We start from the raw sequence: 13,138 nt of genomic DNA on the forward strand, positions 1-13,138 counted from the left end.
CATGTGGGCCTATCTCGTCCGCCGCCTGCTGTATGCGCTGCCCATCCTGATGGGCGTCAATCTGCTGACCTTTGCCTTGTTTTTCGTGGTCAACACGCCGGACGACATGGCGCGGATGCAATTGGGCGTCAAGCGCGTCACACCCGAAGCCATCGAACGCTGGAAGGTCGAGCGCGGCTACGACAAACCTTTGTTCTTCAATGAAAGCGCCGAGGGCGGTGGGCAGTTGACTGACACCGTATTCTTCGACAAGTCACTGCGCATGTTCGTGTTCGATTTTGGCGCGGCCGACGACGGTCGGGACATCGCCCGCGAAATCCAGCAGCGCATGGGACCGTCGCTGGCCATCGCGCTGCCGACCTTTGTATTGGGCTTGTTCGTTACCGTCAGCTTCGCGCTGATGCTGGTGTTCTTCCGCGCTACGCCACTCGATTTCTGGGGCGTGGTGATGTGCGTCGCGATGATGTCGATCTCAAGCCTGTTCTACATCATCGGCGGACAGTGGTTGATATCAAAAGTCTGGCACCTGGTGCCGATCTCGGGCTACGGCGGCGGGCTGGATGCGCCGCGCTTCCTGGCTTTGCCGGTGGTGCTTGGCGTGATTGGCGGTATCGGCAGCAGCACCCGGTGGTATCGGACCATTTTTCTTGAAGAGATCTCTCGGGATTATGTCCGGACGGCGCGCGCCAAGGGCGTGTCCGAACTGACCGTGCTGTTCCGGCATGTGCTCAAGAACGCCATGATTCCCATCCTCACCGGCGTGGTCGTGGTGATCCCCTTACTGTTCATGGGGAGCCTGATCATCGAGTCCTTCTTTGGCATTCCGGGGTTGGGGAGCTACACCATCGACGCCATTCAGGCGCAAGATTTTGCCGTGGTGCGAGCGATGGTGTTTATTGGTTCGGTGCTCTACATCGTGGGGCTGATTCTCACTGATTTGTCCTACACCCTGGTGGATCCGCGCGTGAGGTTCGAATGATCCTAGAAACCGCAGTTGACCGCTTGTGCCCATGAGCAAGGTATTGAACATGCGAAGCTTTTCGGCTTCGAGGTCGATCACCCGGTGGGTGATCGCGCTACGCGCCAGAGTGCGCGTCTGGGGGGCCGCCTTGCTGCGTTGCTCCCCCTTACAGCGTGCAGGCTGTGCGTCGTCGCGCCTTGCCAGACCGCCCGCCAGGCGCACACTCGGGTGCGTCCAACTACGGTTTCTAGGATGATCGAGCACGGATTTGAAACGGTCGTGTTGTGGACCGATGCCTGCTTTTTCCTGCTGCTCGGCGCGTTCGCCGTCGGTGCGCTGCACGCCTGGCGCCGTCCGCACCTTCGTCGCTCGTGGGCGCGGGTTGGGGAGCGCCCTGCAGGCATGGCCGCCATGGTTGTGTTGTTGGTCTTTCTTCTCATCGGCATTCTCGACAGCCTGCATTTTCGCGCTGCCTTACCGCCGACGGCGGGGCAGACGGAGACGGTCTACGCCACGGAAGTGACGAGCGTGCTGGATGTTGTCATGCACCGTCAGCGGACCGATGTCGAGCGCACCTATTCGGCACCGCTTGCGACGCATGCCTTCGTCAAAGAGACGGTTGAACTGCCTGACGGCGGTCAGCGGCGAGACTTTCCGCGGCTGGTCCATGGTGGCGCACATCTTGAGGATGCGGCGCAGGACCATGGCGCTGATATCGCCAGTCGTCTCATGCGAGGAGCTGCGGTGGGTGTCGGGCTCTCGCTGCTGGCCGCTGCCGTGCTGAGTGTATTTAATGGTGGTGCTGGCCGTCTGATACGCGGCCAGACGCAACTGGCCTGGCGCAGTGCCTGGCTGACCTGGTCGATTGTGGCCGTTGTGGCGGGCATGCTGCTGTCGCTGGCGCAGGGATACCACGTGTTCGGCACCGACAAGGTCGGGCAAGACGTGTTTTACCTCACCCTCAAGAGCGTGCGCACCGCGTTGATGATCGGCACACTCACGACACTGGTGACACTCCCGCTGGCGATCGCGCTCGGTATTCTTGCCGGCTATTTCGGCGGGTGGGTTGATGATGTCATCCAGTACCTCTACACCGTGCTCAACTCCATTCCTGGTGTGCTCTTGATTGCTGCGGCGGTGTTGATGATGCAGGTATTCATCGCAAACCACCCCGAGTGGTTTGCCACCGCGGCCGAACGATCCGATGCGCGGCTGCTGGCGTTGTGCTTCATTCTTGGCATGACCAGCTGGACCGGGTTGTGCCGTCTGCTCAGAGGCGAAACCCTGAAGCTGCGGGAACTGGAGTATGTGCAAGCGGCCCGGGCATTCGGCGTGCCCACGGTGCGCATTCTGTTGCGCCATGTACTGCCCAATCTCATGCACATTGTGATCATCGCGTTGGTGATGGACTTTTCCGGTCTGGTGCTGGCCGAAGCCGTGTTGTCCTATGTGGGCATTGGCGTCGATCCCAACATGGCGAGCTTTGGCACGCTGATCAACGCCGCGCGCATGGAACTGGCCCGCGACCCGATGGTGTGGTGGTCCCTGGCGGCGGCGTTTGTGTTCATGTTCGTGCTGGTTCTTGCCGCTAATTTGCTTGCTGACGTAGTGCGTGACGCGTTCGATCCTCGGGCCGGCTAAGCTCAGGGGACGCGCGACAGCATGGATTCGACCGTTGCCAGAGAAAGGCTGGCATTTGGTCTTACGTAAATTTGCGAGAGACAATGGATTGCCCCAAGTGTGGACATAGTCAGTCGAACACCGAGCAGTGCGAATCCTGCGGTGTGTTTTTCGAAAAATATGCGCAGTATCTCGCCGAGAAGGAAGCCATGGCTTCTGCAAAACGCGCGCCCCGACGCAGCGGTGGCGACGATGCGCCGGGGTTCCCACTCGTCAAAAGCGCGATTGCGCTGCTCATCGTGTTGGGCGGCGCCTTTGCCATCTTTGGCGGTGACGGGGCGGACACCGCATCAGTTGAGGGGGCGCCAGCAGCGGTTGCTTCGCCGCCATCGCAGCCACAAGGCGGTATTGCCGCCAAGCTCAACAAATCTCACCCACCACGCAACGCAATCGAAGCCGCGCGCAATGCCACGGTGTTCATCCAGACGCCTTGGGGCAGCCTCGGATCAGGCTTTATCGTGAGCACCGATTGCCGGGTCGTGACCAACCGGCATGTGCTGCATTTCGATAGCGCCAGCGCCAGGCGCGCCGCAGAACAATCCCCCATGATCGCCAAGGAGTTTGCGCGCCAGCAAAGTGAGTTGCTCCAGGATCTCAAGGCCTTGTCGGCGGCTTATCGAGAGGAAGTGGCTCGCAACGGCAAGGGTAGCGGTGGTGCGTTGTCCTTGCAGATCAAGATCGACAAGGTGAAGGAAAGCATACGCGCGCTCCCCGAGGCTGTGCGCCAGCAAGTCAATGACGAGATCAGCAAAACCGCGCTCTATGCGCGCTTGGCAACCTACAAGGTGTCGCTGGTCGATGGCACCAAGTTCGACGTCAATCAAGTCGAATACGTCGACGAACTTGACCTCGCCAGCTTTCGACTGCCCGCCAGCAACTGCCCCTACATCAAGCGCGGCAAAAGTGCAGCGCTCAGTCAGGGCGAGCGGCTATACACCGTCGGCAGCCCTTCGGGCCTGACCTACACTGTCACCGGGGGTATTTTTTCCGGCTACCGGGACGAAGGCGAACGCCGATATCTCCAGACCGATGCGCCCATCAACCCGGGCAATAGCGGCGGCCCATTGATCACCGAAGTGGGCGATGTCGTCGGCGTGAATACGGCGGTATTGCTCGGGACGCAGGGGATCGGGTTCGCGATTCCGGTCGAGGATATTCCGGCGCTGTAGCGGCTGGGTTCACCACGCGTGTCGAGGCGTTTGAGGTGTGCTGCGTGGTGGCCCCGATCGATGCGTCAGGGCGGTCACGCATAGCCGCCGCCGGTCAAAACACGGCGTTCACGCTCAAGATTGCGTCGCGCCAAGCCTTCCCAAGCCTCAAATAGCGCCGGTGTAGCGTAGATATGCGTGCGCGCCAACAGGTGGGTGATGAACGCCTGTCGCCCGGCACCAAATACGTCGTCTGACACATGTGCATACTCGCGACGGATTCGATCGACGTAATCATCGTAGGCGCTCGGTTCCGCGGCGAGAATCGAAAGATCCAGATCCATCAGCAGCGCAGCATCGTAGTCGCCTGGCGGCGCCGCGTGTTTTGCGGTCATCTGGATCAAGGAGGCAACCCGCCGACAGGCGTCGTCAGACCAGCCGATGCCGCTCAGATATTCAGTCGCCAGATCGGCAGATCGTGCTTCGTTGTCGCGACGCGTCGGGTTGTAAATCGCATCATGAAACCATATCGCGGCATCGATCAACTCAGGCTGCCGGCACAGCGAGCCAAACGCGGCAAAGTGCTTCAACATCGCGCAGATGTGATCGAGCGTGTGGTAGTGCCGGTGCGGTTCCGAATATCGCGAGATCAACGCCTCGCGCAGCGCGGCAGGCGGACATGGGAGTTGAGGCATTGGCGTTCCGTAGTGTGGTCTATTTCAAATTTAGATTTTCACCATTTTTTTATGACACGCCCGAACCAGGCGTCGGAGCCTGAACTAACGCTGGAACCGTTCAATCTCGAAATGACCGCACGGCACCGCTGCGTCGTGCTTTGAATGCTCATAGCGTCCGGCACCAAACCCACAATGCCTTTCGTCCTTCATGCAGGGGCAGGTCACTGGTAACCCCACATTGTGAGCACATGCCGAAATGCTAGCTTGGTCCCAGCCATACCCAATCTACGTTTTTTCCGTGATTTCTGGGCATCCTTTCGCCTTTCCATAGAAGATGAGATTCCTTGAGATCGTCAACCCGACCCCATCGACCATTCTTTTCACATACTTCACCCGAGTGTTGAGAAATCGGGAGACTTACGTTGGCCCATTCATGTTTGGCAGTTTCTGATTTCTCAGGATGTGTATGCTCGGATGAGAGGCAGTGGACCGCCTCTGCGACGCCGACAAAAAAATCCCAGCTTCCCAAAGTGCGGTCTGAAAAAGGCGTTACGTCTGCACCATACAGGCGCAGGAATAATTGTGATTCGTAAACGACATCCGTCGTTACTTTTCCGTCAACAACGAGCTTAAACCGGCTTTTCCCTTGCTCCAGCGCCCCCGACGGCTTTTTAGCCGGTTCGACCACAGCATCAATGGATGTATGCAGGGCTCGAATTTTTCCGTTGCGAGCCCGCTCAAATAGGGGGGTTATCTGATTGTGATTGTCTCGAAAGCAAAATCGATCTGAGTAATCCCAGTACGCGCAGTAGCGAACAGTATCGCCCTGATAGTAGGTCCCGCGAATGGCCATATCGAAACGGGCATCGAGTGGCACCTCGCCATCGCTAGGCGCGTCTCGTTCTTCCACAGAGAACCAGTCACCAGTGCTCATTGAAAGGGAAATGACATCGTCTGCCGTGTGATGGCGACACAGAAGTACGTTAAGATTCATCGCTTATTTCCCTCCATTTACGATCCTGTCGATCTCCGCGAGTAACGCTTTGGCTCGATCAGCATCACCGGACTGCTTGGCGCTGTTGTACTCGAGAATACGGTCCCAGGGAAAATCGTCACCCCCGGTGCGTTGGGCACCTTCGATGATTTCTTCGTTGGTTTTGGGTTTGCCGCGCCCGACTTTAATCTCATCGCCGTGCTCGTCAATTCGTGTGCCGCGGCGCAAGTCTTCATATTTTGGCCCAAGAGGGTCGCCATATGTTTTCTGGTTTCTTCTGTAGATAACTTCCGCCAAGTCAGCGTCCGTTGCATCTTTCGCTTCTTTGCCAATGGCTCGCCGTTCTGCGTGGGCAAATCGGGCTATATCCTCGGAACTCCGGCCCGCAGCCTTCATGCTTTCCACTTTTGCGCCAATGCGACGGCGAACAGCGACTTCATAGTCAAGGCGCATCAATGGCTTGGCGCTGTGCGCCAGGGTATTCGTTGCATCGGCTGTGCCGTCCAATCTTGCCGGTTTGGCGCGAGCGAGCAGTTCATCCAGTTCCTTCTTGAGGAAGCGCATCGCTTCGGGGATCTTGCTCTGGCCCAAGGCTTTGAGTTTGTCGATTTGCTGTTCAACGAGTTCCAGGCGCTTGAGCTTGTTGCCAAATACGGCTTTCGCCAGCCACATGTGACGCACATCCGAGATGCCCAGTTTGAGCTTGTTGACAATCTCGTTGAAGTTCTTCAATGCCTGCCGGGCGTAGTCGTCCATCGGGAGGGATTTGAGCCACTTGACCGGGTCGCCCTTGCCGGCCCCGCGCACCACGGCAAGAATCATCTCCAGCGCTTCGTCAGCATGTTTGCCGCCTTTGCGGACGAACTGGATCAGGATTTTGAAAACGCCTTTCAGGACGCTCCCAAGTATAGGGATCAGGCCGATCAGCGTGATCGCCAGCGCGACCCACTTCCAAGTGTCTTTCGAGTCTTTCGACAGTTGGTGCAGATTGGCGATTACGTCCCGCACATCAGCAATCTGGTCGATGATCGGAATGGCGGTGATGATGCCTGACACGATGGTTTGCGACAGGCTGGGCTCTTCGTTGAAGTCGCCTTGCAGGACGCCCCAGAACCAGTCGAGCGCCTCGTCCATCAGACGATCTCCCTTGTGTACAGCTCAAAAAGTGCGACGGCTTGTTCTTCGCTCAGTCGTTTTCCGTACGCTGGATTGGCCTGGGGTTGGGCGCTGTCGTCCAGTGTCCATGACCTCGCATCTTCACCAATTTCGATCTCCGCCAGACCCCCTGGTGTTCCTTCAACGCGGGCAAAGCCCGCCTCGTTCAAGCGTGCTGTGCGAATCGTTCCGCCGGCGAACGTGATTTCTACTGGAGCCCCCTGAACGGCGGAACCGTCGTAGTACTTGCGCTCGACTTCGATCCAGTGAGGAACCTCGACCACCGTCCCCATTGGCAATCCGTAAAGACTGGCGCTCCCCCGCCCCGGCCCCTGAAACGCATTCCCCCCGCCCTTGACCGAGAAGGTGCCGGGGCAGGCGAAGGTGATGTCGCCGCCTGAGAGGGTCACCGCGCTTTGCCCGGCCTTGATCTGGATCTGGTCCTTGGCGAGGATGCGGATTTCATCGCTGGTACTGGTGACAGTGACGGCCTTGTCGGCGTGAACGGCCATGGCGTCGGTGTGGGCCTGGATGGTGTGTCGGCCGGCGGCGGCGACGGTCTTGATGCCGTCGGCGTGGCTGAACCAGCTGGCGGCTTCTCCGACCGTGGTGCTGAGAGTGTGGGCGGCGGCGCTGTGCCAGTCGTGCTGAACGGTGGCGTGCAGGTGCTCGGCGGCAAAGAACACGGTGCTGGCCGGTGAGGTGAGGCCGATGTCGTCGGGCGCTTCGGCGACGATGACCGGCTCGGCGAAGCGCTCGGTGGGCTCGCCGAGGGTGCGACTGGCGGGCTGCGCCTTTTGCGCGGTTTGCCCGCCGACGCTGCTGGTGAACTTGCCGTCTTTGGCCGGGTCGATGCCGTCGATGAAGCGGGTTTGCTGGGTGTTCGCGGCCAGGGGGTGTGCGCCCTGGCCGGCGGCCGCGTCGGACAGTGTTTTGGCGGTGCACTCGGCCGCCCGTAGTTGGGCGACGGCTTCGCTGACATCGAGCTGTGAGCTTGTGGCGTTGCTGCGAGCCGTGCTCGAGAGCAGCATGCCTTCGCCGGCACGCACGGCGAGCCAGCCGTCGGTGCGCAGCTCGAAGCCGCTGCCGCGCCAGGGGCCGCGCGTGGCGGTGAGCGGGTGGTGATGGATGAGGTGACCAAGGCCGAGCTGGCTGTCGGCGCGGCTGGTGGCCAGGCGGGTGTGCAGTTGGCCGGGCGCGTCGTCGGCGAGCCATTGGTTGAAGCCGGCGTCATGATTGTGGCTCATCCAGCCGCTGATCACGCCGGGGTGGTTGGCGCCGGAGTCGTGGCCGGCGCTGAAAGGCGGAAGCTCTTCGCCAGTAAAGGTCTGCCCGACAATGACTGGGCGGTCGATGTCCCCGCCGATGAACTCGACCAGGACTTCGGTCCCAATGCGCGGCAGGAAGTGACTACCCCAATTGGCTCCGGCCAGCCATTCGGCAACGCGGATCCAGGAGCCTGAGGTTTCGTCTCCTGGTGCATTTGAGCCGGCCCGACGCTCGCTTTTCTCGCTGCCGGCCGAGGGCGCTGCGCTGGCGCTAGAGGTGATTCCTTGAGTGGGGGCTGACAGTCCGCCGGGATTCGGCGTATCGCCGCGTTGCCAGTGAAACTGAACCTTGATGCGATGGTCTCGATCCGTGCTCAATGGGGCGTCATCGTGCCCGACGACCTGCGCACTTTGTGGTGCGACATAGGGCTTCGGGCAGGGGAGTGGGACGATTGGCTGTGCGTAGGCTTGGGCGTCAAACTGGTTGCGGTAGCTGCCCGCTTCAATGTCTGGTGACTTGAGCAGGCGCGCCATATTTGCGCCGAGGTTGTTGGCAGCCTGGTGGGAAATGGCAAGTGCGGTAAAGGTGTTGCGACCTGACGGGTATTGATCGTGGCCAGTGAGCGTAAAGGTGCTGGCGACGGCCATTGCGCGTGCGCTGCCTGTGCCTTCGAGGCGCTGGAACCGTGATTCGTGTGCGGCTAGAAGGGCGTCGGATCGTTGCGTTGCGGCCTGACGGCTTTCGAAAGGATAGGCGGCGCTGCCGTCGTAGATTTCCAGCGGGGGGACTTCGTTGTTGTTCTGCGTGCTGCTGGCTTCGCCGCCTGGGGCCGTGAGTTGTTTGTAGTCCCACCCGCTGAGACTGACTTTGTTGGTGAGTATCTGTCGAGTTTCGTGAATTCGTTGGACGCTGTCGGTGATTTCCGTTGCGTCGGCACGATGGAAACGAATGGTCGGTTGGATGCAGATGGGGCGTTCGGCGTTGCGATCGAAGACGACGAGTTTGTGGCGTGCGTGTGTGGCGTTGTCGCCCGCGGCGGCGCTTTGGTCGTGTTCAAATCGGTAGGACAGTCCTTCGGCCGAGAGCACCCGCTGGATGAATGCCAGGTCGGTTTCCCGGTATTGGGTGAGCCGGCTGTGAGTGCGCAAGGTTTGCGAGACATCGATGCGCCAATCGGCCTGGGGGTAGTTGGACAGGATTCTGTCGAGCGCCGTACGAATATCGACATCTTGAAACAAGTAGCAGTTGCGTCGATGCTTGAGCAGTGCGAGCCAAGGCGCTACGTTGAGTCGATACCGTGCAAACCCGCCGTCCGAACCGAGTTGAAGCGCCTGGGTGACGTAGCCGTGCCAACACCGATGCGCGCCGTCCGCCAATTGCAGGCGAAGCGTGATTTCTTCGCCGATCAGCGCGTTCAGGTCGAAGTGTGCGTGCGCCGAGAGGCAGTCGATTTCGAACAGGAAAGGCTGTGATACCGACTCGTGGCCGATGAAACGTTCGACGAGCAATGCGGCGTCGGGGAGAGCCGTTGATATTTCTATCAGCCGGTTTTGCTGTGAGATCAGCGCGGCAAACGGGAATAGGGTCATGATTGGCGCAGCCCTTGCAGACGTTGAATTCAGGGCAGAGTGATCGTTAAGGTGGGTGCGCGCGGGGCGAGCTGAACGATGTCCTGGAAGGGGGCTATCGTGTCATGCGTGGTTCGTTGGGCGTAGCTGTTGAGTGCCAGGTAGGCGAGCAGGCCAAGCAGGGAGAGTACCGAGCCGATGACCCAGACGGGTACTTCACGCTTGAGGGCGTGGGTGATTTTGTCGGGCGCCATGGCGCGTGGTGCAAAACTTGCAGCTTTGCCTTTGAGGTGGGCGATTTGCTCACCGACCTGGGCGGTGAGGTACTTGAGCTTTTCGGGCCCTTCGAGCAGGTACTTGCCCTTGAAGCCGAGGAGCAAGCACATGTGAAATACGTCGAGCGCGTTGAGTCGGCTGGCGCCGCCGTTTCTCGCCGCTTCGAGCTTGTCGAAAAAATGCTCGCCGGCGAGTTGATCGCCGAACAGGGCCAGTTGCAGCGGACGCCGCTCCCAAGTGTCGCGAATGGCGGATCGGGAGGAGAGAATCGTTTCATCGACGGTGGCGCAAAAGGCGTACTTGGCGTCAAAGATGTCTTCGGCGCTGAAGTGATGTTTTTTGGCCGTTCGTTCAAAGTTGGCGAGAAACTTCTGAACGTGTGTAGTGAAGCGGTCCGCGTCGCTCGGTGCCGTCTGGTTTCGCAGCAAAATCAGCATGTAGAACCCGTCGTAAAGCAGATCGACCAGTGTTCGGGCGCTGGATTCGATGGCTGGCGGTCGTGGCGCGGGAGTGGCGTCGCCGAAAAGGGTGGGGGGTGAATTCATGGGGTGACGGCGATGAGTTCGAGTTTGAGGTCTTGGTAGCTTTCCGGGGCGTAGATCATGATGGACTGCGCATTGAGCATGCGTTCGTACAGCGCGCCCTTGGTGTCGAGCGCAAAATAGCTTGCACCGGGTCGAACCGGGATTGCTGCCGGGACTTGCGCCGCGTGGCTGATCCGCACGCCGGACATGGCCGACAGCACGAGTTTTTCGACATCGTCCGGGGCGCCCACTTTCAGACGCAAGGGGACCGATTCGATAAGCTCTGACTGAGGGTGAGCCGCGCTGACAGAGAGATAGAACGTGGTGTCGCTGGCGATTTTTTCCGAATCGAGACGCCCAGCGTGGAAGGCGGCTTTGGGTTGAGTAAGTGCAATGGAAAAGTATCGAGTCGAAATGACCGTATCGAGCAGGTCGCGCAGGATTTTGTCGAGTTGAGTGAAGCACGCGCCGGGGGCGCCATGTTCGTAAGCGGGCAGATCGTCGAGCGCATGATGCTTCGAGAAGGTCATCAATCCGCCGGCCAAACGAAGCAGTTCCTGAAACAGTCGTTCCGGGTGGATGTCTGGGTTGCGGAACAGATGTGTCAGCGCCGCACAAGCGCTGCTGGCGGTATGAAGCAGCCAGAACGATGCAATGTCGCCGGAGCGGAATTCAATAATGTTCTGCGAGGGTTCGCGATGAAAACCATAGAGCGCATCGACTTTTGCGCGAAGCGCGTCGATTTGACGGCGGAGCATGAGGTAGAGCAGCGGGGCACTGCGCAGACTGGTGGCCGGGGGCAAAAATGCAGGATCGCGTTCGAACCCGTCACTGCTGGTCCGCCGTATGCGAAGTAGCGGAAGCGTCGCGTATTGGTCTCGTGGCTCGCTGGCGGCTTTAAGATAGGCCAGCTTGCTGAGGTAGGTGATTTGCGCATCGGCTGCGTCAGTAAAGAGGTCGGCCGTGTCTTTGGGTTCGATAAGAAATCGCGCATGGCTGTCGTCGCGACAGCCCTCGACGCAGTTTCCTCCGTGATTCTTGAGCTGATGAATCGCCAGGTGGAATGTGATGCCGCCCTGGTCGGAGACGAGCGCGTCCAAGGCAACGGGTGGCGGAAGCTGGTCAATGTCCGGGGCCGTAAATGATGTCCCGTCGGACATCACGACATCAATGCGATTGAAGCGCAGCGTGCCGGTTTTGAGCGCTTCGATATCCAGTGCAAGGTCTTTGACGCCCCACGCGAAGGGCTGGGCGGTCATGAGTGCATGACGGCTCAACGCCTCGGCATACGCATCCTGTTGCTGGAAGTGTTGTGGCCGAAGAAAAAGCCCTTCGCCCCACAGTATCTTTGCACTCTGCATCACTATCCCTTGGCTACCCGTCGCAGCTCACGCCCGACAGTGTTCTTGATTGATCGGCCGATTGGGCGCCCGACACCACCCCGCGGCCTGCCGTCAGTGCGCAGGCATGTGCGCCGACCGTGATACCTGTTTCTTGTGACGCGACCGCGTCGAACGTGAGTTTCCAGCGGCGCTGGGCCGGCGATCGGAAAAGGCCGACGACGCCGATGGTTGTGCTGTCGGCAGTCAGCTTTTGGGTGAGGTCATAGTTTTTTCCCGGTATGAGCACGACGTCCTCTACCGCGACCAGATCCTCGCCCAGCACTGCTTTTCCCGCATCGTCGCCGCTTGCTGCGGGGTAAGGGAGTTCGTTGAATGCGCGGCCATTTCGTAGTTGATAGACCCGCACGACCAGCGACAAGGACTGCCCTGAGGGGGTGGTGTTGAGTTCGTTTCCGGCGGAGATTCGCATTGGCACCTCAACGGCCTTTTGCTCCTTGTTGCCGGCATCCGTCTTGATGCCGGAAAGCTGCATCGCGATGTTGACGGCAGTGCCTACCGCTTGCACGGCGCCTGTTGTGGCGCACCCGGTATTTGTCGCCACTGTCGCGACAAGCAATGCGAGAAGCCTTTTCTGAAGCGTCATTGGTCCATTCGTCGATCTGCTCTGTATGACATAGTCACTTTTTACGGCGCCATGCTAGCATGCGTTCGTCGTATGCAAAACGCGTTGTTTTTGTCGAGGCGAGACTGTACTATCTCGCACTTTCCAAAGCAAACATTTGTCATATTGTCAGCGTCGTTGTGCGCTGTGAATGAGGATAGCCATGAGTTTGACGCGTTCCGTTTGGTTGTTTTTGGCGCCAGTTGTACTTTTCGGCGTCCAGGCTTGCGCGACGAAGCCCTTGCCCTTGTCGCAAGAGGCGTTTTCATCGGCGATGGCCGTGTCTGGTGTGAAAGTCGACGTGCTCGTCGATGAAGCCAAACTGGACGAGGCGGTTGGATTGCTTGCCAAGATGGCGGAAGACAATCCTGCTCAGAAGGAACCCTGGGTGCGTATGGCCCGAATTCACTTTGAAGCCGAAAACTATGGCAATGCCATCGTTGCTGCAGATGAGGCTTTGCACCGCGACAGTACGGATATGACAGCCAAAGGCTTGCGTGCGGTCAGCGGTTTGCGGGTTGCTACACAGTCGCTGGCCGAGCTTCGTGATGACACGAATCTGAAAGGTTCCGCCCGGGCCGATGCGCTCAGTCTGGCGAAGGTGTTGCGCGAAACACTTGGTGAGGATGTCTTGGTGCCGCCGGTGTCTGCCGAAGCCAAGCGTCGCGAGGAGGCGCTCGAAGTGCGTGCCAAGCCGCGCAGGAAGGTGCGCCGCGCTCCTGTTGCTGTCGCGCCTTCACCCGTAACACGGTCCCCGGCGCCGCTGCCTGTGGATGGTGATCCTTTTAGCGTACTCAAGTAGCTATTGAATCGATGCCGGCTGCGCACCAATGATTTGTGCGGGGCGACGGCGAATCCGTGTTGAACATCTGATTGGAGACG

At 59.5% G+C, this 13,138-nt stretch carries 11 protein-coding genes; 4 read left to right on the plus strand and 7 right to left on the minus strand.

The genetic code is table 11. From position 1 onward, the window contains the following. The first annotated feature begins 1 nt into the window (after position 1). The 3 genes from FHP91_RS16450 (at position 2) to FHP91_RS16460 (ending at position 3,810) form a co-directional block, all read left to right on the plus strand. On the plus strand, positions 2-979 hold the full coding sequence (locus tag FHP91_RS16450; RefSeq protein ID WP_144310596.1) for an ABC transporter permease: 978 nt from the start codon (positions 2-4) through the stop codon (positions 977-979). A 234-nt stretch (positions 980-1,213) separates the two neighbouring features. Beyond that, positions 1,214-2,602 (plus strand): ABC transporter permease, encoded by a 1,389-nt coding sequence (locus tag FHP91_RS16455; protein ID WP_144310597.1) that lies wholly within the window; start codon positions 1,214-1,216, stop codon positions 2,600-2,602. A gap of 188 nt (positions 2,603-2,790) precedes the next feature. Next, positions 2,791-3,810, plus strand: a complete 1,020-nt coding sequence (locus tag FHP91_RS16460) for a S1C family serine protease (RefSeq protein WP_186301589.1) — start codon at positions 2,791-2,793, stop codon at positions 3,808-3,810. A gap of 74 nt (positions 3,811-3,884) precedes the next feature. On the opposite strand, the gene FHP91_RS16465 is transcribed toward FHP91_RS16460, so the two are convergent. The 7 genes from FHP91_RS16465 to tssJ form a co-directional block, all read right to left on the minus strand. Next, positions 3,885-4,334, minus strand: coding sequence for an HD domain-containing protein (locus FHP91_RS16465; protein WP_144310599.1), 450 nt, complete (start codon positions 4,332-4,334; stop codon positions 3,885-3,887). Positions 4,335-4,725: 391 nt separating this feature from the next. Continuing rightward, positions 4,726-5,460: a hypothetical protein gene (locus FHP91_RS16470; protein WP_144310600.1), complete on the minus strand. Its 735-nt coding sequence runs from the start codon at positions 5,458-5,460 to the stop codon at positions 4,726-4,728. Positions 5,461-5,463: 3 nt separating this feature from the next. After that, a complete protein-coding gene (locus FHP91_RS16475) occupies positions 5,464-6,594 on the minus strand; it encodes a hypothetical protein (RefSeq protein WP_144310601.1) in 1,131 nt (376 codons plus the stop codon). Continuing rightward, entirely contained in the window at positions 6,594-9,473 is a 2,880-nt protein-coding gene (locus FHP91_RS16480) for a type VI secretion system Vgr family protein (protein WP_144310602.1), read from the minus strand. Before FHP91_RS16480 ends, FHP91_RS16475 begins: the two co-directional genes overlap by 1 nt. Before the next feature lie 29 nt (positions 9,474-9,502). Continuing rightward, positions 9,503-10,273, minus strand: a complete 771-nt coding sequence (gene icmH / locus FHP91_RS16485) for a type IVB secretion system protein IcmH/DotU (protein ID WP_144310603.1) — start codon at positions 10,271-10,273, stop codon at positions 9,503-9,505. Continuing rightward, entirely contained in the window at positions 10,270-11,613 is a 1,344-nt protein-coding gene (gene tssK, locus FHP91_RS16490; protein WP_144310604.1) for a type VI secretion system baseplate subunit TssK, read from the minus strand. Before tssK ends, icmH begins: the two co-directional genes overlap by 4 nt. 13 nt (positions 11,614-11,626) lie before the next feature. After that, complete coding sequence (tssJ, locus tag FHP91_RS16495) at positions 11,627-12,238, minus strand: type VI secretion system lipoprotein TssJ (protein ID WP_144310605.1); 612 nt, start codon at positions 12,236-12,238, stop codon at positions 11,627-11,629. 181 nt (positions 12,239-12,419) lie between these two features. Between tssJ and FHP91_RS16500 the strand changes: the two genes are divergently transcribed. Next, positions 12,420-13,058: a tetratricopeptide repeat protein gene (locus FHP91_RS16500; protein ID WP_246116342.1), complete on the plus strand. Its 639-nt coding sequence runs from the start codon at positions 12,420-12,422 to the stop codon at positions 13,056-13,058. Positions 13,059-13,138: the final 80 nt, after the last annotated feature.

The sequence above is a fragment of the Denitromonas halophila genome, assembly GCF_007625155.1.
In the GTDB taxonomy this organism is placed as follows: domain Bacteria; phylum Pseudomonadota; class Gammaproteobacteria; order Burkholderiales; family Rhodocyclaceae; genus Nitrogeniibacter; species Nitrogeniibacter halophilus.